The sequence below is a fragment of the Bifidobacterium sp. ESL0790 genome (assembly GCF_029395435.1).
Classification (GTDB): Bacteria; Actinomycetota; Actinomycetes; order Actinomycetales; family Bifidobacteriaceae; genus Bifidobacterium.
On the sequence record NZ_CP113915.1, the window covers coordinates 1,886,258 to 1,906,904 of the forward strand.

The following is a 20,647-nucleotide window of genomic DNA, read 5'->3' on the forward strand; positions in this document are numbered from 1 at the left end:
GCGCTTGCCGATTTACCAACCGCCGAAGCTGCCGCCACCGAAACCACCGCCGGAACCGCCGAAGCTGCCTCCGCCACCGAAACCGCCGCCACCGCCAAAGCCGCCTCCACCGAAGCCGCCCGTGCTGCCGAAACTGCCACTGAGCTGGCTGCCGATGTCACCGATGCCGCCAAGATCGCCGAAGCTGTCGAAGTCCGTGGCCGAATAGCCTTGAATGCCATGGCTGGACGGGTAGAACGACCAATACATCAAGCTGGCGGAGCCTTGGGAATCAAGCCAATCGCCGTCCTTCAGCTCGGGGCAGGCCGCGATCATGCTTTGTATGAGCTTGTCGCTGATGCCGAAGATGGTGGCGTAGATGAGGTACTCGTTCCACAGCGTCAAGTCCCGCGAATCGCTCTCTTTGAAATCGCCGAAGTCCCGGAGGAACTTGCGCAGGCCGAGCACCTTGCCGGACATCGCGGCGCCGGCATCGGTCAACACGGTGGTCTCCATAAGCATCATCTCGAGAATCAACAGGAACGTGATCGGCATCGCCATCAGAAGCATCACCCCGATGTGGCCGTGGAAGTAGAACACCTGGCTGTCAAAAACCTCCGCCAGCTTATAGGGATCGCCGATGAACAGCTTATAGAGATACCAATATCCGAGCACGCCGGCCAAAAACAGCGGGACCTTCGTGTATTTGAACGTCCTCGGCTCCTCGGCGAGCGCCATGTCGTCGTATTCCTTCTTCACGGCATGATCGAAATGGGACTTCTTGCTGGCGCCGTCCTCCCAAGACGAGAGCCCGTCGTGGATGTCCTCGAAATCGAAGACATTCGAATCAAACTTCTCGCCTATGGCCTGCAGCAGCTTCAACATGGCCATCTCGGGAGGGGTGAGCGACTTCAATATCGCGGCGTCAGCAGTGGCGGTCGCGCTGAGATCCGCGGGTTTCACTGGCGCAACGGATGTTGCAGACACAACCGGCTTCGCAGATGCAGCCGATATTGTGGACGTAGCCGGCCTTACGGGTGCAGCCGAATTTGCGAGCGCAACCGGCTTTGCCGACCCAACAGAATTTGCAGACGAAGCAGGCGTTGCCGATAAAGTTGGCTTGGCAAGCGCGACCGACTTTATGGGCACGACTGGAGTTGCCGATGTAACCGGTTTTGCCGACACAACCGGCTTCACGGGTTTCTTGGACTTCTCGTCTTCGTCTTCATCCGGCACCTTCACCAGAAGCACGATGGTGTTCGTCTTTCTGCTCTTACCGAGACCGGTCGTCTTCTTGACGGTGTCTACCAGCCCGCCTTTCTCGTCATGGATCCTGAAGATGAAAGGCAAGTCGGCATTGGCCTTGTCGATCACCACACCCGAGTCGTCCAACTTGCCGGCCGCTCCAAGCCTCAGGCGATCGCTGATCTGCTCGTTGGTGGCGTGGGCCCAATCAACGCCCACGTACCATTCTGATTTGCCGGGGTAAATGCCGATGGCCTTCTTTTGCACCAGGGAAAGCATGGTGGCCGCCAGCTGCCTCGATTCGAGCTTCGAATCGCCCTTGGGGCTCTCAAGCTGCTGCAGGAGCTCGCCCGCCGCCGTGGGGCTGATGTCGGGAACATCGCGGCAGTAGTCCACCGGGCCATGGTAGCTCGCCCGCCAATTGCTCTTGAGCACCATCACCGCACCATAGATGACGACGATGATCTCAGGGATCATGAACAGCAGAACAAGGCCCCAACGGCCCACGACCACCCCTGTCGCGTCGTCCTTGGCCTTCTCCTCTTCCCCACGCTCCTTCTGGATGATGAGCGCTTCCCCGTCCTCTTTTTCCTGGTTCTTCACCCCGCCCATGGCCGAGGCCTTGAACATCGACACCACATCGACGTGGTTCCCGGCCCCGACGGTCATCGCCTGGGCATAGAGAGCGTGTTTGCCACGAGGCCTGATCAGACCGTTGCCTGCGAAATGCATCCATTCCTGGGTATCGTTGTTGCCGGTGTTCGCGCCGTTGGGCAATTTGATGGAGGCCGTGAATTTACGAACGGGCACGGTGTTGTCGTCCTTTATCGGCTCCCATTTGAAATAGGCCACGTCGTTGTAGCGCGTGACCACGTCCTTGAAGGTCATCGCGACGTCGAACTTAAGGGATTTCGCGCTCGTCGTGATGGGGATGCCCCAGCCTATCTCTATCGTGTCTCCGGAATCACCCATGGTCGGGGAGGTATCGGCGGGTTGGCCATAGGTGTCATCGCGACGATCGGCGTGGTCGTTGTCCATCGACTGCTGGTAATCGTTGAACGCGTCACTGGGCGACTCATTGGCCGAATTATTCGCAGCCTCATCGCCAGCCTCATTGGCCGACACCACGGCCTGTTCATACTCGGTTTCGTTCAACGTCGCCGGGAGGTAGGGGGCGCACACATCCTGGCAGTTATCCTTGCCCCGGTCCTGGGCGTACCACTGCACGTCATTAGGGTCTCCGGACCCGTCCTCGGCCTGCGCATGCGCCTTCCCGGGGGTCACGTTCTTGACGGAGACGTCGGTGATGTCGGTGAGCATGTTCTCCCCATCGTCACGACTGATCCCATACCGCTGGAAAAGCCCATGCCACGGCTCAGGTTTGCCGTCCGCTCCCTTGCGCTCTCGAAGCTGCACATCGATATGCTCGACCACCCGCATATCGCCGTTGGGCAGCACCTTCACATCGTCGTCAAGCGATCGATAGACCATGTCGGCGTCCATGGCCTTCTCATTGTTGTCTTTGACCGGGTAAGTGCCTTGGTCCGAACCACATGCAGCCACACCTACGCCAAGCAGCCCGGTAAGCACGAGTGCACCGAGCACCGCCTTGGCAATCGGTTTCAGATGCAGGGTCTTCCCACTCATTTCTTTCCTTCTACCAACATACTTTCAACACTACTTGCCCGGCCGCCCCAGTGGAAAAAGCACCATTTCCAGCCGTTTTTGGCGCTTTTCCCACTGGCTGGCATCTAGCGGCCGCCGAAACTGCCGCCGCCCGAACCACCGCCGGAGCCGCTGAAGCTGCTACCGCCACCGCCCGAATCGCTGGGGGCCGCGGCGGAGAACGTGGACTGGATGGTGTTGAGACCGGAGGCGAGCTGCGAGCCGAAATCGCCGAAGCCGCCGAACGCCTGACGCGCGCCAGCGCCGGTTCCAGCGCCGTCGCCCAACCCATTGACCGACGGATAATACGACCAATACAGCACCGAATCGACGCCGTTGCTGTTCATCCACTCCGCATCGGTGAGGCTCGGGAACATCTGCGCCATGCGCTTGGTGACCTGCGCGCTCATGCCGAAGGCCGTGGCATAGACCAAGTACTGGTCCCACAACGCCAAATCCGCCACGTCACGCTCCGAGAAATCGCTGAAGTCCTGCATATACCTGCGCAGGCCGAGCAGTTGCGTGCCGACCTTCTTGCCCATCGGCGTCAGGCCATAGAATTCCAGCAGTTTGAAGACGAAGGCGAGGCCGAATATCACCACCACGCCCAGGATGAGCGAGACGGCCCACTGCCCGTGCAGCTGGGCGCAGGCAAGCCCGTAGACGCCGCTTTCGAAGCCGATGCGGCTGAAGGCGAGCCCGCTGACGGCCAGCGCCTCGAAGACCCCGACGAGCACCAGCACCACGGCCACGGCATACGAGTACCAGAGGCGCGTGTAGTAGTTTCCGTTGTCGTATTCGATGTCGACGCTGGTGTAGAACCTCTCCTGCTTTTTGGCCCCGGCCCGCCAATCGCCAAGTCTGTCGCTGACCTCACGCAGATCGAAGGTGAGCGTTTTGAGCTTGAGGGCTATGTCCATGAGCATGGCGAGCAGGCTCTTCTCGGAATTCGCCAGCTCCCCCACCTTGCCGCCGGCACGCGATTCCTTGGGCAGCACCGCTATGGTGACGGTGTCGGCTTTGCCGCCCTGCCTGATCGCCTCGTCGAGGCACACGCTGGCCTGCCTGTTGACCTCGCGCAAAGGCGCGGAAAGGTCGAGGTCCTGATACCAGCCAGCCTCGCCCGGGTATATCGCGATGCGTTTCTTGCTCGCCAGCTCGAGCAGCGTGGCGGCCATCTCGCGCGATTCCACGGTGTTGCCGCTCAGGGTCTCCTCGACGTCGTCGATGAAGCCCACGACGCCGCCGACGTCCCTGCCGTCGTTGTTCGTGAGCTCATCCATGAAGGAGGCGGCCGCGCCCGGTGTGATCTTGGGGATGTCGCGCACATAGTCCACATCGCCGGAAATCCAGGTCTGCCTGTTGCTCGCGACGACCGCCGCTATGCCCAGCCCTAGGGCGATGAGCACAGGAATCGCGACGTAGCCAATCAGTACGAGACTTGTGGCGGCTTGGCCCTGCGCGGCCTGCTGTTGCTCGAATTCCTCCCCCTCGGCCACATCGCCCTTCGCGGCCTTGTGGATGCGATAGCGCACCTGCCCCATGCCCTGGTTGCCGAACATCGAGACCAGGTCGATATGACTGTTGGCGGATACGCGCTCGGCGTCCATCTCGATGCCGCGCGGCCCCGCCTGGTGTACGGCACCCTTGCCCGCGTAATGCATCCATTGGCTCGTCGTGCCCGCTTTCGTGCCCTTGGGCAGGGTGAGCTTGGCGTGGAAGCGCTCGATGAGGACGCCGTTGTTGTCGCCGGCCGGCTCCCACTTCAGGTAGGCCACGTCGTCGTAGACCTTGACCACATCCTTGAGGGTCATCGTCACGTCGAATTTCATGCTTTTGGCCGAGGTGGTGGCCGGAATATTCCAGCCGATCTCGATGACGTCGCGGGCCTTGCCCATGGGCTTCGGCATGGTGTCGGGCGTCCAGTCGTCCGAAGAATAGCGGGTCTTGGAATGGTTCCGCTTGCCGCTTTGCTGGCTTTGTTTGCTTTGTGTTTGCCCTTGCGCCTGCTTTTGCGCGGCGGCATCGTCCCGCTTCTGAGCGTCATATTCATCCGAGGTCATGCCGGCGGGCTCATATTCCATACCGGTCTTATCCTCATTGTCGTCGGCGTCACGCCCCAGATCACGCGCGTACCAGGTGCCGGCATACGACTTGTCCCAGTGCTCGCCGCTCAGATGGTTGGGCGAGTCTGGGTCGCCGTGGCGGAAGGTCTGGCCCGTGGTCACGTTCTTCACCGAGACGTCGGTGATGGCACCCAACGTGTTCTCGTCGTCCGCAACGTCGTCGGTGGCTTTGCCCGGAGCGTCATTGAGTGTATAGCGCTGATAGAGCTGACGCCACGGCGCCTTGCCGTCGCGTTTGCCGAGCTTGGCGTCGATGTGCTCGGTGAGGCGCAGGTCGCCATTCGGCGTCACTTCGGCGTCGTAGTCAAGCGAATGGTAGGTCATCGGGGCCCTGTCGAAACCGCCCAGCTCCAATTCACCGACGCCAAAGAAGAAGACCACGATGGCCACCACTCCCAAGGCGGCAAGGGCCGCTTTGCCGAGCCTCTTGAGATTGAAGACCTTGCCCATCACCAGTAACTTTCTTCCGACTTCCTGCACCTTGACGTCACCGCGGCGTGACCCCTACGTCACTTCCACGTCATAGCCGCTGTGCGCTGTTACGTTGTCACCGCCACATTGCCATGGTTATATTGCCATCGCCACGTTGCATCACCGCTATATCACTGCCGTGACGTTGTCGCCACCCTGCCGCTATACCGCCACGTTGTGGCTGCTCCGTCACGATCTCGAAACAGTCCGGCAACCACCCTGCAGCGACCACTATTCACTATTTCGCGGCCGTCACTATTCCGCGGCCGCCACAACTCACACTCAGAACTTGACCTGTGGCAGCTGCTTGTCGCTCTCGGCGACCTGGAAATACTGGCCGGGCGCGAAGTGGAACATGCTGGCGATGAGGTTGGAGGGGAAAGTCTGGATGCTCGTGTTGAGCTTCTGCACCACATCGTTGTAGAACTGGCGGGCGTAGGCGATCTTCTGCTCGAGGTCGGAGAGCTGGTCCTGCAGCTGCAGGAAGTTCTGGTTGGCCTTGAGGTCGGGGTAGGCCTCGGCCGTGGCCTGCAGCGCCATGAGCGCGTTGGTGAGGTTGGACTCGGCCTGGGCGCGGTCGGCGGGGGTGGCGGCGTTGCTGTTGGCGGCCTTCATCGCCTCGGCGCGAGCCACGGTGACGTTCTGGAAGACCTGGGATTCGTGGGACGCATAACCTTTGACACACTCCACCAGATTCGGCACCAGATCGGTACGCCGCTTGAGCTGCACGTCAATCTGAGAATAGCCGTTCTCCACGCGGTTGCGCAACGTGACCAGACGGTTATAGGCCATGATCGCCCACACGACCACGATGACGATAATCGCAAGCACCACAAGCATTACGATGGCTACTGCACCCATTTGCTCCCCTATCTTCCTGTCCGGCCAGGCGATTTGCGCAAACATCATCGCGCCAACACGGGCGAATAACTCCATTGGTACCCAATATTATTCCACTGGCACAAGATTAGAATGATTGACGTCTCATAAACGTCCCGGCCAACGGCCGGCCGCCCCAATCAGGAAGAAAAGCAATAAAAACGGCTGATTCCATTGCTTTTCTTATAGGTAACAGTGCCAATCAGGAAGAAAAGCAAGGAAAAGGGCCGATTCCATTGCTTTTCTTCCTGATTAGGCCCATCACCAGTGGAAAAAGCACCAAAACAGGCCCCAAATGGTGCTTTCCCACTGATTAGCGCCACATCCTGTGGAATAAGCACCTTTTTCAGGCGATTTTGGTGCTTTTCCCACGGGGTGGCTGTATACAGTGCGAAAAGCACCAAAACGGGGGTGTTTTGGTGCTTTTTTCACTGAGTTGTGGGTCCGGGGTCAGTCAGACCGGGTTGGGTTGGGGTCAGCCAACCAGCCGATCAGCCAACCAACCGGTCAGTTAGCTGGCCAACCGATCAGTCAACCAGCCCGGTCAGCCAGCCTTTGGTCACTTGGTGGCTTTGGCGTATTCCGCTAGGAGCTCCTTGGTGAGGGCCTCGGAGACGTCGGCGCCGAGCATCATCGCCATGCCGCCGACGGTGCAACTGTCGACGAACATGACCAGCAGGCTGCTGTCGGGCATGATATTGTGGCCGAACTGCTTGTTGAGCTTCTCGACGGCGTTCTTGACGATCGGGCCGCCAATCGGGTCGTCCTTCCACTCCTTGAACGTGGACCACTCGGTGAGCTTGGCGACCTTGCCGTCGTCGTCGAGGTCGACGGTGACGGTGTCAGCGATGTCGCGCGAGGAGGTGGCGACCTCGATGCCGTAGGTGCCCTCCTCCACCTTCCAGCCCTCGAAGCGCTCGGACCAGTAGGCGAACGCACGCGAATCCAGGTCGAAGGAGACCTCGGTGGATTCGCCGGGCTCGAGATAGACCTTCTTGAAGCCCTTGAGCTCGTGCACAGGACGCGCGACGGCCTCCTTCGGCGGGGCGACGTAAATCTGCACGACCTCGGCGCCGGCCACGGAACCGGTGTTCTTCACGGTCGCGGTGACGCGCGCGGACTGCGGGCCGGTCTTCGAAACCTTGGCCCCGGAGACCTCGAAGGTGGTGTACGAAAGGCCGTAGCCGAACGGATACACGACCGGCTTGTGGAAAGTGTCGTAGTAGCGATAGCCGACGAAGACGCCCTCGCCGTAGTCGACGTGGCCCTCCTCGCCCGGCCAGTTCATCATGGTCGGATCGTCGTCTAGGTCGTTGATAAGGGTCTGCGCGAGCTTGCCCGAGGGGTTCGCGTCGCCGAAGACGATGTCAGCGGTCGCCGCGCCACCGGCTTGGCCGAGCAGCCACGCCTCGAGGATGGACTTGGCGCTGCCGGCCCACGGCATGGAGACCGAGGAGCCGTTGGAGAGGATGACCGCGACGTTCTTGTTGGCGGCGGCAACGGCCTTCAGCAGCTCAATCTGCTTGGCAGGGATACTGAGCGAGGTGCGGTCGAAGCCTTCGGATTCATAGGAAGCGGGCAGGCCGAGGAAGAGCAGCACGGTGTCGGCGCCCTTCGCGGCGGCCACGGCCTCGGAGGTCAGCGCCGGGTCCTGCGCGTCGTCCTCGAGCGTGAAGCCGGGCGCGAAGTCGGCCTTGACGCCACGGTCCTCAAGGGCGTCGAGGAAGCTGGTGAGCTTGTTGGGGTTGATGAGCGAGGAGCCGGCGCCCTGGTAGCGCGGGGTGCGCGCGAACTCGCCGATCACGGCCAGCTTGGTGCCGGGCCGCACGGGCAGCAGGCCGTCGTCGTTCTTCAAGAGCACCATGGCCTCGCGTGCGGCACGGCGGGCGACGTCATCATGCGCGTCCACGTCGTAGCGATAGCCGGCGGCCCCCTTCTCCATGGCCGGACGGGTCTTGTCCACCAGGTCGATCATGCCCTGCGCCATCTTCTCGAGCTGCTCGGGCTTGATCTCGCCGTCGCGCACGGCGTGCACGATCTTGTCGTCCGTGTTGGTCGGCGGCATCTCGAGGTTCAGCCCGGCGTTGAGGGCGGCCACGCGGTCGTGCACCGCGCCCCAGTCGGACATGACGATGCCCTTGAAGCCCCACTCGTCGCGCAGCACGTCGGTGAGCAGCCACTTGTTCTGCGAGGAGTAGACGTCGTTGATCTTGTTGTAGGAGCACATGATCGTCCACGGCTGGGCGGTTTTGACGATGTGCTCGAAGCCGGGCAGGTAGATCTCGCGCAGGGTGCGCTGCGACATATTCGCGCTCACGCGCATGCGGTCGGTCTCCTGGTTGTTGGCCGCGAAGTGCTTGAGTGAGGTGCCCACGCCCTTGGACTGGATGCCCTCGACCTCACCGCAGGCCTCGTGCCCGGCCAAGTACGGGTCCTCGCTCCAGAACTCGAAGCAACGGCCGCCCAGCGGGTTGCGCTTGATGTTGATGCCGGGGCCGAGAATGACGGCGACCTGCTCCTGCACGCACTCCTCGCCCATCGCCTCGCCGGTCTCACGCACCAAGTCCGGGTTCCAGCTGGACGACATGCCCGCGGCCGGTGGGAAGCATGTGGCGGGCACGGCCTTCTCCACGTCCATGCCCTCGAGGTTCTGGGCCTTGCGCAGTCCGTGGGGGCCGTCGGTGATCGTGTAGTTGGGCAGGCCCTTGGCCTCGACCGAGCCGATGCTCCACGGGTTCGTGCCGCTGGTCAGCGCCGCCTGCTCCTCGACGGATAGGTCTTTGGCGCTGGTCGCCGGTGAATTCTGATTGGTCATAGTGCACCTTCCTAGTTTTTCCGCGGGCTCCTCCATGAACCCTCGATGGTTGGCTACGTTCGTTTCAGTTATTGCCAACCGGCTTCGTTGTTGGCTTCCGAGATAACCATGGGGAACTGTTGGGTTGCCAGTTAGTTACCGACCGGTAGGTTAGTAACATTCTAGCACAATTCATCCTCATCGAAACCAAACAGCCAAGATTTATCTGAGCAGAAAACAAGAGGGAACGTCACTCCCCCAAACGACCGCTGACAGACACCAAGCACTCCCCGACAAGACAACCGCATCACAATCGCCCGCCGAACATCTCATCTCATCATCTCAATCCACTATTGGCATAGGTTCGCGCAAACGTGTACCCTTGAAGGTGAAGCTTCGTGTCCACGTCTTCTTCCTGTCCAAGATGAGGGTGTGAAGCGAACGCTTTGAATGTAAGTCGGAAGGTTTCTGCCGTGATGCCCGTACCGCGTAAGCGGCCACGAAGGGGGCACCTAGTCCAGGGAATGGGCGAAAGGATTGATTCCCGTAGATCCGCGAGGGTCGCCGTGCAGAGGGCCATACAAGTATCTTCCGCTTGAAGGCCGGAGGGAGTGGACGCCCTTCCGGCCCTTGCAGAACGTATAAACCCCGGAGTGTCATGATGTTTCGCATGAGTGACTTTCCCGGGGCATTCATTTAATTGCGCTACATACACAATAAACGAAAGTCAAACCACCGAGCTTGCAAAGCTGCAGAAATGGTTCTCTGCCGAACGAATGAGCACGTACGTCGTTGCCGCTAATTCACGAGGCAGCGACTTGGATCAAGAAACAATCACGAATTGATAAAGTCCGAAACAAGCAGCCGTAGTACAGATGTACATTGACTGGTTTTGCTGCTTTGGCGTGGTGGCTGGTGGTGAGTTTTTTGGTGGTAGCTGGTGGTGAGTTTTTTGGCCGGTAACCCTCCTCCAAACCGCCTTCAATGATGCCGGTGGTGATTGTGGCGTGGTGGTGAATTTTTAGCAGTGGTGAGTTTCTTGGTGGCGGGTCAGTGGCGGGATCGGCGGTATTGGGCGTAGGCACTGGTGGCGATGGCGAGGGCGGCCACCACGGTCAGCAGGACCAGGCTGGCAGGGCCCCAGTTGTGGCCGGTCAGCGGGAGCTTGTCGACGGTGGGCGGGGTCAGGCGCACCGTGACCGTGGTCTTGTTGGCCTTGTTCTCCAGGCCGGCGGGGTGGCCGGCGGTGGTCCCGTCGCCGTCGGCGTTGTCCCACACGGTCACGCTGGCGGTGCTGCCGCCGGAGAGGTTGGTGCCAGCGGGCACGTCCACGTCGAACGACCCGTCCGACCCCGTCACGATCGCCCCGGGGTCGCCCGCGTCCAACGGCGTGCCGTCGAGTTTGGCGCCGGTGGTGCTGCCGTCGGGCCAGGTGATGGTGACCCGGTCGCCCGCCTCGGTGGCCCTTTGGGGCTGGTTGGTCTGGTCGCCGCTGGTCCACGCGACGCCATGGACCCGCACCTGCACCCCGACCCCGCTGTCGGGCGCCCGGTTGACGGTCCGCGCGTCCACGACGCCCGGGGCGACCGTGTCGATGGTCAGCTGCTTGCGCGCGGACTCTGAGCTGGTGGTCAAATCATGCTGGGTGAGCGTCGAGGTGAACCAGTAGGAGACGCCCGAGCCGACCTTGTCGGCCGGATACGGGTTCGTGGCGGCGGTGTAGGTAGTCTCCCAGTTGGCGTCAGCGGGCGCGGTCGCGGTCAGCTCAGTCACCTTGGCGCTCTGGGCGGTGGTACCGTGCGTCCCGCCACTGGCTGAGGCGTACGGGTAGGTGGTGAACTGGTCGTCCGCCAGCGTGCCGCCGGGCAGCGTGCCGTGCACGGTGAGCGTGCCGTCCGCGTGCGGGGTGGCCTTGTTTATGCCGGGCGGGTCGAGGGACTGCCATTGGGCGGTGAGCTTGTCGCCGGGCACGCTCCACGGGATGTCCTCGTCAAGGGTGTGCACGCCCGCGTCCGCGTCCTTCCATGTGTTCAGACGGCTGAGTGCCTTGGTGGCGGTGGTGCAGATGTGCTCGCCATGCACCGCCTCCGGGCACGTCGTCACATTGCCCCCGTCGCCCTCGTAGCTGGTCGCCCGGTACAGCCAGGTGGACGAGGCCGGGTTCGCGTAGACGCCCTGCTGGTCGCCACGCATTACCGTGGCGCGGTCCTGGCTCAGGTAGACCGGGGTGCCCACGCGGCAGTTGGCGTTAATGGAGCAGTCCACAGAACTGGCCGGGTAGTTGATGTCGCGGTCGCCGAGCAGCGGGGAGGTCTTGTGTTCCCTGCGATCATAGCTCCAGAACCAGTGTGCGGTGGAGCCGACCATGTTTAATCCTGAACCCACGCGAATCTTGACGAGGTTGGGCGCCGAGATCATCCCGAAATTCAACGTGAGCCGGTCGCCCATCCAGTCTTCGTTGTTGTAGAGGTCCTGGGGGCGCATGGTGCCCACAGCGCCCATGTCGAAGCCGCTGATGTCCAACGATTCCAGACGGGCGCACCCGTCGAACACGTTGCGGAAGTCCGTGACCCGACCCGTGTGCCAGCCGGACACGTCGAAGGTCCGCAGCCCCTCGGAGTCCAGGCCGCCCGAGAGCTTCGCGTCACCCTGGAACATGGCGTTCAGGCTCGTCACCAGGCCCGTGTCCCACGCGTGCAGGTCGCCCACTGAGGTGAGCTCCGCGCACCCCTTGAACATGCTGTCCATCGAGGTCACCTTTCCGGTGTGCCAACCCGACAGGTCACCCACTGACGCGAGCTTCGCCCCTCCGGTGAACATGTTCGCCATGCTGGTGACGTTGCCGGTATGCCAGCCGGACAGGTCACCCACACCGGTGAGTTTGGGGCAATTCTGGAACATGTGGCTCATGTCCGTGACCAGGCCCGTGTCCCACTGGTCGAGTCCGGTAATCTCGGTCAGGTTGGCCTGGTCGTGGAACATGTAGGCCATATTCGTGGAGGCGCTCGTGTCCAGGTGCGTCACGTCGGCCGTCTTGAGGTTGGGCATGAAGTAGGTGTCGAAGATCCCGTACCCGCTGCTGAGCCTGACCGGCCCGTTCGCCCCGGGCGCGTCCACGACCAGCTTGCTGATGCCCGGGTCCTTCCACTGGACGTGGCTGCTGGAGCTGTCGCCGGTGGTGCCGGTGTCGGGGATGGTGCCGTACTGCAGCTCCAGCTCGCACTCCGGGTTCTCGAAGGTGCCGCTCATGGTCTCCTTCCAGTGCAAAGTGCTCCCGCCCTCAGTCCAGGTGTGCGGGCCCGGCTGCCCGCACCGGATGAGCTTCACGCACCCGTCGAACATATGATTGGTCCAGCAGTTGATGCCCCCGGGCACCTCCAACCCCGGCGAGCCGACGCTGTAGAGCTCCGCGTCGCCGTTGAACATGTAGTCCATGTTCGTGACGTTGCTGGTGTCCCAGTGGCTACCATTTTCACTCAGGTCGACTTTGGTGAGATTCGGGTCGTTGTTGAACATGTAGCCCGTGTCAGTGACGTTGCCGGTGTCCCATTGGCCGATTCCTGTGATTTCGGTGAGTTGGGGTTGGCCTGCGAAAAAATACTTCAGGGTGGTGGCCCCGGACACGTCGAGGTTGGCCACGTCGGCGCTCTTGAGCTTGCCGTCGCCGTAGGGGGAAGAAGGGTTGAACAGGGCCTGGTTGTTGGTTGTGGTCACGTGCCCGGTGACGGCCAGCCTGGTGTAGCTAATGTCCGTGCGCCAGGGAATCGACGAATAGCTGCTGCCCGTGACAGGGACGTCTCCGCTCTCCAATTCGAGGACGCAGTCGTAGGTGCCATCCTGGTTATCGACGAGGTGCTCGTTCCAGTTGAGTGTCTTGCCGCCGTACGTCCAGACGTGTTCGCCGGGCTGCTGGCAGTGCACGAGCTTGACGCACCCGTCGAACATGTGGTTGGTGAGGCTGTTGACGCCGCTTGGGATTTTAAGGCCGGGAACACCGATGCTGTAGAGCTCCGCGTCGCCGTTGAACATGTAGTCCATGTTCGTGACGTTGCTGGTGTCCCAGTGGCTACCATTTTCACTCAGGTCGACTTTGGTGAGATTCGGGTCGTTGTTGAACATGTAGCCCGTGTCAGTGACGTTGCCGGTGTCCCATTGGCCGATTCCTGTGATTTCGGTGAGTTGGGGTTGGCCTGCGAAAAAATACTTCAGGGTGGTGGCCCCGGACACGTCGAGGTTGGTCACGTCGGCGCTCTTGAGCTTGCCGTCGCCGTAGGGGGAAGAAGGGTTGAACAGGGCCTGGTTGTTGGTTGTGGTCACGTGCCCGGTGACGGCCAGCCTGGTGTAGCTAATGTCCGTGCGCCAGGGAATCGACGAATAGCTGCTGCCCGTGACAGGAATGGTACCAGACTCTAATTCCAGCACGCAGTCGTTCCCATCGACATGCTCGTTCCAATGCAGCTCGTCTGTCGTGCCCCACGTGTGTTCGCCCGGCTGGCTGCAGGTGACATCCTGCGGACCGACGGTGGGTTGGGAACGGGGTGAGGGGTCAGGCGCCGCTTGCGGCGCGGAAAAATTTTGAGATTTTGATGTTACCGCCGAAGGCGGCGTGCCAACTGGCGCGTCGCCGGTTTGTAAACCAGACGAATCATTATCTGATTCTAATAAGCCTGGAGTCCACCCCCCCCCGCGGCTCCGGTACCCTCACCAGCGCTCGCGGCGGGCATCGCAAGACCAAGTGACAACGCGGTCACCAACACCGCGGCCACACGCAACGCCTTGTTGCTCCCCGACATACGAAAACCAAACCCTTCCATGCCCGATCAGATATACAAATCGACATTAACTGTCCACAAGCTTAGCATTACAGAGGAATAAAAACACCTGAACCGCCACAAAAATCATACGAAAGTCAACATTTCATATAAACGCCCATGCCCCGAACATCAACGTGAAATCCAATCAAAATCCCACAGATTCCAGCTATTCAAAGCTTTTCAGCAGTAAATAAGCCGATAATCAAACAACACCAAATAACGCATTACAAATAATTCACAAACTCTTGCGCCACTCGCACACATCATATGTATGCAAGGCACTCGAAACTTCCGCTCCGCTCCCCATCCTCACGAATCGACATGGCCAAAAGCGCCGAAAAGCCACCAAGCCGGTGTACAAACAGCCGGGGAAACAAGCAAAGACCGGCGATAAGCCCGGCAGCACCGGCAATGACCGGCAACGAGTTCCACACCGCTACCAGATACCCCGACGCCACCAACCAGAAAACCAATCCTAAAACATCACGAAATGGCCCATGACCCGCTACTTCAACATTTCCGTGGCCGAAACCACGAGCACGTCAACTTCGTGGCGTTCCCGCGCCCTCCGCGCGAGCTCGTCGGTCTTGACGAACAACCCGAACGACGTGCTGTCGTAGCCACGTACCAGTCCGGCCCGTCCACGCAGCGTCTCCAGCGTCTGCGAGACGTCCAACGAGGAACGCCATTTGCATTCGCCGATCAGGATTCTCTTGTCCATGGGATTGGCCGCGATGACGTCTATGTCGGTCTGTTCTCGGGTGCGCGGGTTGTTGCCCCACCACTGTCCAAACGAAGTCGCGAGCCAAGGAAGTCCGCCCGTGCGGTTGGCGCGTGCGAGCCATTGCAGGCTTACCGTTTCGAAGACCTGCCCCACATAGGTGTCGAGCAGTGGGCCGAACGCGGTGCTCCGCGCGATGAGATCACCGTCACCGGCCTCGATTTCGTTGATATTGGGACTCACGAACCGGAACCAATAAGCAAAGAACGGGTCCTTGATTTTCCACAGCCCTTTACGCGATCTCGCCGGATTCTCACCGAAAGGAACCTGCCGCTCGATGAGCCCGAGGTCGCTGAGTGTGCGAAGGTATTTTGGAACGCTGGACGATTCCAATCCGGCGGTTTCGGCGATGTTCTTCTGTCGCGTCTTACCGCCACCAATCGCGGCCATCACCGAGTTGTAGGTGGTGGGGTCGCGCAGTTCCTCGCGAAGGAGCACAAGCGGTTCCTCGTAAAGCAAGCCGCTGATGCTGAACAACAGCTCCGTGACATTTTGCTCGTAAGTCATGTTTTCATCGATTTGCTGAAGATAATACGGGGTTCCGCCGAACGTGGCGTAGTACTTGATCACATCGATGGCACCGGTGCCGGGCAGCATCTTCGCCGTGTCGAAGATATCGAAAGGTTGCAGACGCAGCTGGCCTGTGCGCCGGCCGTAAAGCGGGCTTTTTCGGCCGAGCACCTCGCTCTCCATGAACCCCTCGTTGCTGCCGCAAAGAATCATCATCACGTTGGCGTCTTTAAAACCATGGTCTATCGCGATCTGCAAGGTCGAAGGCAATGCCGGCTGGCTATTGGCCGCGTAGGGAAACTCGTCGAAAATGAAGAGCAAACGCCGCTCCGGTTTTTCGCGGGCCTTGTCGATGACGTATTGAAAAGCATCCTGCCATGAGCCGAACGGTGGAGTGGAACTTGGCTGGCCAAAGAATTTGTTGATGGCGCGTGAGAAGTCCTGGAGGTTGTTCGCCGACGTTTGCTGGCGGGCGGTGAAGTAGAGCGCCTGCTTATCGCTTGAGAATTCGTCCAACAGCGCCGTCTTGCCGACGCGGCGACGGCCATAGAGCACCATGAGTTGGAAACTGTCACGCTTCCACATACGATTGAGTGATTCAAGTTCTCGTTCACGCCCTACAAACATCAAACCCTCCTCGTTGCAAAAATAAGATACTCATGAGTATCATACTCGTAAGTATCTTAAATGTGAAGCCAGGTTATTCACCACCAGCCCGTTTCGGGCGTAAGCAAGCGCAGATGCAGGAAACGGGACGATAACGCAAACCAAATGGCCTATTTTAGGCATATCAGAACACGGATGACTGAAACAGGATACACACGTCACGATCAGCGCTCGACGGATGCCAGGAGCACCACGGCGGAGGCGATGCCAGCGTCGTGGGTCAGGGAGACGTGCCACTGCAAGGAAAGGGCAGGCCGGGCAACAGATGCGGCGCCGACCGTCGTGCCACCCCTGCCATCCGTGCCATCCGTGCCATCCGAAGCCTCCGTTGCGTTGGTCATCGCGCCGTCGTCGTTTATGGAGCTGCTGGCATTATCATCATCCGCGACGCCCAGCGACTCGCGAAGCCTTGTCTCGCAGGCGGGGGCGAGGACGACGTGGGGACGCGAGCGCGAATCGTCCAGAATCTCGACGGCGGACCAGGGGAAATCGTCGAGCGTGTAGGGGTTGGGGCGCTCCCCCAGCGCCTCGCACCACGCCTTGAGCACGGCCTCCTTGCCGGCCCAGCGCACGGCCAGATGCGCCGCCTCGCCGTCATGCTTGACCTTGGCGCGCGAGGCCGCCTGCCGCAGCTCGCGGGGTGAGAAGAGCTGGCGCATACGCGAACCGGGCTGGCTCAGTTGGCTGGCGAACTCATCAATGCCCACCACGTCGTGGCCGAGACCGAGCACGCGCCCGGCTGGTCCAGTGTTGAGGGCAGCACGAGCGGCGGCGCTCACGACGCGGAAAGCACGTTCGGAATGGGTCTCGGCATGGGCGAAACCATCAACGTTTTCAGCCTCCATCACTCCCCCAATCACTTCCAGACCGCTCCCGCAATAACTCCTTCATCGTATCCAGAAGGCGCGAGATGGTGGCAGCCACGAAACCAAAAACCACTCGCGAAAGACACAAGCCACACCACAAGCTGAACGGCCGATTGGCGCGAATTACACCTTAAGTGGGTGCTTGAAGCGTTAAGCGGGTGCCCGTCTGAGCTGAAATCCCCTGGAACGAGGCGTTTTCTTGGGTACTCCGACAAAACAGGCACCCACTTAACCGTCAAAGCACCCACTTAACGGATTTGAGCGGCAATCAGGCTGCTCTCACGGCATTCAACACCACGAAATGGCCTATAACCCGAAATAGTCTGTCGCCCGCCTAACGCCACCCCACATAAAACAGGTGTTGGCCAACGCCCGTAAGCGTCAGCCAACACCTGTTACCACCTGTGACCGGCAGGGAGATCGCTAAATCAGCCCATAGCGGTCATGCGATGGAACCCGATCACACCATGATGCGCTGGGTGCCATCATCGGGATGCTGCGAATCGCCATCCTTGTCCTTGTTCTTCTCGTAGACGTAGATGCAGACCGCGATCGCGATGACCAAGAGGACCAGCAGCAACAGCCACCACCAATTGAAGTGGTGCGTCGCGGCGGGCGTGGCCGTGGCGGTCTCGGGAGCCGGGCTCGGGGCCGCGCAACGGGGCAGGCCGATGTAGTCGGAGTCGGACCAGCCGTTGGCGGTCAGCTGCACACCGTTCTGGGTGCCGTCACGAGGGGTGACGAAGGCGGCGGAGTTGACGCTGCCGGTGCTGGTCGCGCTGGCGGTGTTCGCCTTCTTGGCCTTCAGGCGCTTGCTCACATCGGCGGGCATGCACTTCGGGCGAGCCTTCTTGTTGGTCGACTTCGAGTTGTTGTCGGAGTTCGGGGCCGGGGTCGGCGTCGTAGCGTTGGGCGCCGCGCCGATCGTCGCTCCGTAGGTGAACGTGCGGTAGACGTTGTAGTAGCTCACGGGGCTGTAGCCACCGCCGTTACCACCACCATTGTTGTTATTGTTGTTGCCGTTGCCGCCGCCGTTACCGGGGTTCGGGCCAGGGCCGGGAACCGGGGCCGGATTGACGCCGGGCGTCGGGAGCGGGTTGGGGATCACAGGCGGAGCGGGCTGAATCGCAATCGTGCCACCACCGATGGGTGTCGGCGTGTTCCACTGGGCGTAGAAGTTATACGTGCCCTTCCTGAAGTAGGTCTGCGTGCCAGCAGCCATCCATAGGCCGCTGCCGTCCCGCTCCGTGTTCCAGGTAGTGAAGGTGTAACCCATCTTGTTGGCCTGGGGCTTCGGGATGTCGAGGGTGAACGTGTAGGGGTCGAAACCAGCCTTGTAGAGCGTGGTGGTATCGCCAGTCACGTTCACTCCAGCGGGCGCGTTGTTGTCGAAGGTCATCTTGATGAACTCCTGCAGACCGAACTTGCCACCGGCGAATCCAGGAGCCTGAGTGAACGCGGCAAAGGACTCATCGTCGCCATCACTCTCCGTGCTGGTCCAGCTGTCGTCGCTCTTGGTCCAGCGACCGGTGAAACCGTTATCCTCTGTGCCAATGCCGTCAGTGGGCTCAACCGGGAAGTACGAACCCTGCAGCTTCGTGTTCGGGCCGAGCTTGATGTCGGTGAGATAGTAAGGAAGCGAAGCATCGCCATCGGTGACGGCCCGGGTATCCCAATTCTCAAGATTCAGCTTGGAGAGACTCGCGCAGTTACCGAACATATACCCAATGTCGGTTACCTTTTCGGTGTTCCAGTTGCCAAGGTCAACCTCGGAAAGGTCCGGGTTACCAGCGAACATGTTGTCCATATTGGTCACATTGGAGGTGTTCCAACTATTCAGATCCAACTTGGTGAAGGACCCCGTATCGCCATTGTACATGCCGAACATCGAAGCCATATTCGTGACATTTCCGGTATTGAAGTTTTCCACTCCCTTGATTTCGGAGAGAGCGATGTCTTCGGCGAACATGTTCCTCATGATCGTCACATTCTTAGTGTCCCAATGGGAGAGGTCAATGGACTTCAAGCTCTTGGCGTCATAGAACATCGTATCCATGTTGGTGACATTGCTCACATCCCAAGCGCCAACACCCTTGAGCTCAGTCAGGGCGTACGTATCGAAGAACATCCTGTTCATATCCGTGAGCGCAGAGGTATCCCAACCAGTAAGGTCAAGGGACTCCAAGGATTCACAGCCGAAGAACGCTTGACCTGCATCAGCGAGCTGACCGGTCTTCTTGTTCAGGCCCTTGATCGTCTTCAATGATCCATCACCAAAGAACAGTTCGTTCATATGGGTGACACCGGAAAGATCCCAACCAGAAAGGTCGACTGAGGTCAACGCCGAATCGTTTGTAAACATCTCAGCCATATTATTGAGCGCCGAACTGGCATTCCATGTGTCAAGACCCTTGAGCTCGCTGAGCAGAGAATCACCCTGGAATGTACCATACATATCATCTACACCAGCAACGTTCCAATTGGAAACATCAAGACTCTTCAATGCCGCCATGTCATAGAAGGCATACCTTATCCCGGCGAGCACATTCGAGCGCCATGCAGATAGATCCAAGTGATCGATGGACTTTGCCTCAAGGAACATCTGAGTGATTCTTTCCAGTTTCGGCACGTTCCAGTTTGAAATGCCATCCAGATTCTCCAACGCAGAGTCGTCCTGGAACATTTGCTCCATGGACACAACATTCGAAGTATCCCAATTCTCAAGGCCATCGATATGAGTGAGCGACGTGTCATCCATGAACATGTCGTCCATTCTGGTCACCTGAGACATATTCCATCCACTGAGATCAATGGATTCAAGCTTTGGATTATCTTCGAAATACTGATACATTCTCGTGCGTGGAGCAAGCTTCCCCCCATTGAGATGCGCGATGCCTTTGATGTAGCGAACTTGGGGCATGAAATTCATGGCCACGTTGGTCTCAGTCTCCGGGACATCAGCAAAGAACGTGTGGGCGCCATCATCGAAGACGAGCCCATCCATAATCGAGGCATCACCGGAATAGAGGCTCGACGCACCCTCAACCTGGTAACTATCCCACGGAGCGTCATCTTGGCCCATAATGCCGGAACCGACGTGCAGGACACAGTCGCCGCCTTCCATCCCAAACTTCCAATGGACCTTGTTGTTGCCTGCGGAATCGCCGCCCCAATCACCCTCGGTGTCGCACTTCGGCGTCGCAGGGTCACCCTGCGCCTGCGGCTGCTGGGACTGAGTCGAAGGAGCCTGATCGGTCTTCGGGGCCGGAGCCTGTTGCGCGATCTTCGTCTCGTTTTCGGTTGGCTGCCCGGCCTTATCGGGCTTGGCCGAGGTTCCGGCGGCTGCGCCTGCCGGGGCCGGAGTCGCCGTGGCCGGGGTTGAGCTCGGGGCGGCCGAGCTTTGAGCCTGGGTTGACTGCGAGGCCGACGTATCCTGCGCCGTCTCGCTGGCCGACGCCATCGCGGGCGCGGCTACCATGGCGGAAGCGACCAAGAGGCCGATCGCCACTGTTCTCCATGATTTCATCTTTCCTCGTTTCTCCTCTAGTGCTTTTCTCCACAACTTATTTCGAATTAATCACGCAAGAGCCAAAAATGACTCAAAACGTTTAATCCCACACAGTCGAAGTTAACACGGAAGGTATCACATTGGGCGCTATAAAGCACTGAACGGTAGAAAATCAACCCCAAGCGGTATGAAATTCATCACTAAAAACGTTGGACACTATTTTCAAATTTACTATACAGTAGAACGAAAAACGTCTAATTATAACAATGCTCACATAGCGTTCCTTTTAATTAGCTTTGCCAATATGTCCCGCTATAATGGTTTGTCAGAATGCGCATTAGAC

At 59.8% G+C, this 20,647-nt stretch carries 9 protein-coding genes; all 9 read right to left on the reverse strand.

What is annotated here, in order from left to right:
- Positions 1–12: 12 nt before the first annotated feature.
- Positions 13–2,871, reverse strand: a complete 2,859-nt coding sequence (locus tag OZY47_RS07275; protein ID WP_277177673.1) for a DUF2207 domain-containing protein — start codon at positions 2,869–2,871, stop codon at positions 13–15.
- Positions 2,872–2,975: 104 nt separating this feature from the next.
- The gene (locus OZY47_RS07280) at positions 2,976–5,465 is read right to left on the reverse strand and encodes a DUF2207 domain-containing protein (protein ID WP_277177674.1); all 2,490 of its coding nucleotides are present in this window, start codon (positions 5,463–5,465) and stop codon (positions 2,976–2,978) included.
- 303 nt (positions 5,466–5,768) lie between these two features.
- Positions 5,769–6,347, reverse strand: a complete 579-nt coding sequence (locus OZY47_RS07285; protein ID WP_277177675.1) for a LemA family protein — start codon at positions 6,345–6,347, stop codon at positions 5,769–5,771.
- A gap of 158 nt (positions 6,348–6,505) precedes the next feature.
- On the reverse strand, positions 6,506–6,769 hold the full coding sequence (locus OZY47_RS07290) for a hypothetical protein (protein WP_277177676.1): 264 nt from the start codon (positions 6,767–6,769) through the stop codon (positions 6,506–6,508).
- A gap of 155 nt (positions 6,770–6,924) precedes the next feature.
- Positions 6,925–9,180: an exo-alpha-(1->6)-L-arabinopyranosidase gene (locus OZY47_RS07295; protein ID WP_277177677.1), complete on the reverse strand. Its 2,256-nt coding sequence runs from the start codon at positions 9,178–9,180 to the stop codon at positions 6,925–6,927.
- 1,029 nt (positions 9,181–10,209) lie between these two features.
- Entirely contained in the window at positions 10,210–13,581 is a 3,372-nt protein-coding gene (locus tag OZY47_RS07300) for a BspA family leucine-rich repeat surface protein (RefSeq protein ID WP_277177678.1), read from the reverse strand.
- An 897-nt stretch (positions 13,582–14,478) separates the two neighbouring features.
- Positions 14,479–15,849: an ATP-binding protein gene (locus tag OZY47_RS07305; protein ID WP_277177679.1), complete on the reverse strand. Its 1,371-nt coding sequence runs from the start codon at positions 15,847–15,849 to the stop codon at positions 14,479–14,481.
- Positions 15,850–16,094: 245 nt separating this feature from the next.
- Entirely contained in the window at positions 16,095–16,775 is a 681-nt protein-coding gene (locus OZY47_RS07310) for a 4'-phosphopantetheinyl transferase superfamily protein (protein WP_277177681.1), read from the reverse strand.
- A 481-nt stretch (positions 16,776–17,256) separates the two neighbouring features.
- Positions 17,257–20,322, reverse strand: coding sequence for a BspA family leucine-rich repeat surface protein (locus tag OZY47_RS07315; protein WP_277177682.1), 3,066 nt, complete (start codon positions 20,320–20,322; stop codon positions 17,257–17,259).
- Positions 20,323–20,647 lie beyond the last annotated feature (325 nt).

Excerpts from the sequence above, each read along its gene's own strand:
- OZY47_RS07285 (WP_277177675.1), bottom strand. The coding sequence starts at position 6,347 with ATGGGTGCAGTAGCCATCGTAATGCTTGTGGTGCTTGCGATTATCGTC.
- OZY47_RS07305 (WP_277177679.1), bottom strand. The coding sequence starts at position 15,849 with ATGTGGAAGCGTGACAGTTTCCAACTCATGGTGCTCTATGGCCGTCGC.
- OZY47_RS07310 (WP_277177681.1), bottom strand. The coding sequence starts at position 16,775 with ATGGAGGCTGAAAACGTTGATGGTTTCGCCCATGCCGAGACCCATTCC.
- OZY47_RS07280 (WP_277177674.1), bottom strand. The coding sequence starts at position 5,465 with ATGGGCAAGGTCTTCAATCTCAAGAGGCTCGGCAAAGCGGCCCTTGCC.
- OZY47_RS07295 (WP_277177677.1), bottom strand. The coding sequence starts at position 9,180 with ATGACCAATCAGAATTCACCGGCGACCAGCGCCAAAGACCTATCCGTC.
- OZY47_RS07315 (WP_277177682.1), bottom strand. The coding sequence starts at position 20,322 with ATGAAATCATGGAGAACAGTGGCGATCGGCCTCTTGGTCGCTTCCGCC.
- OZY47_RS07275 (WP_277177673.1), bottom strand. The coding sequence starts at position 2,871 with ATGAGTGGGAAGACCCTGCATCTGAAACCGATTGCCAAGGCGGTGCTC.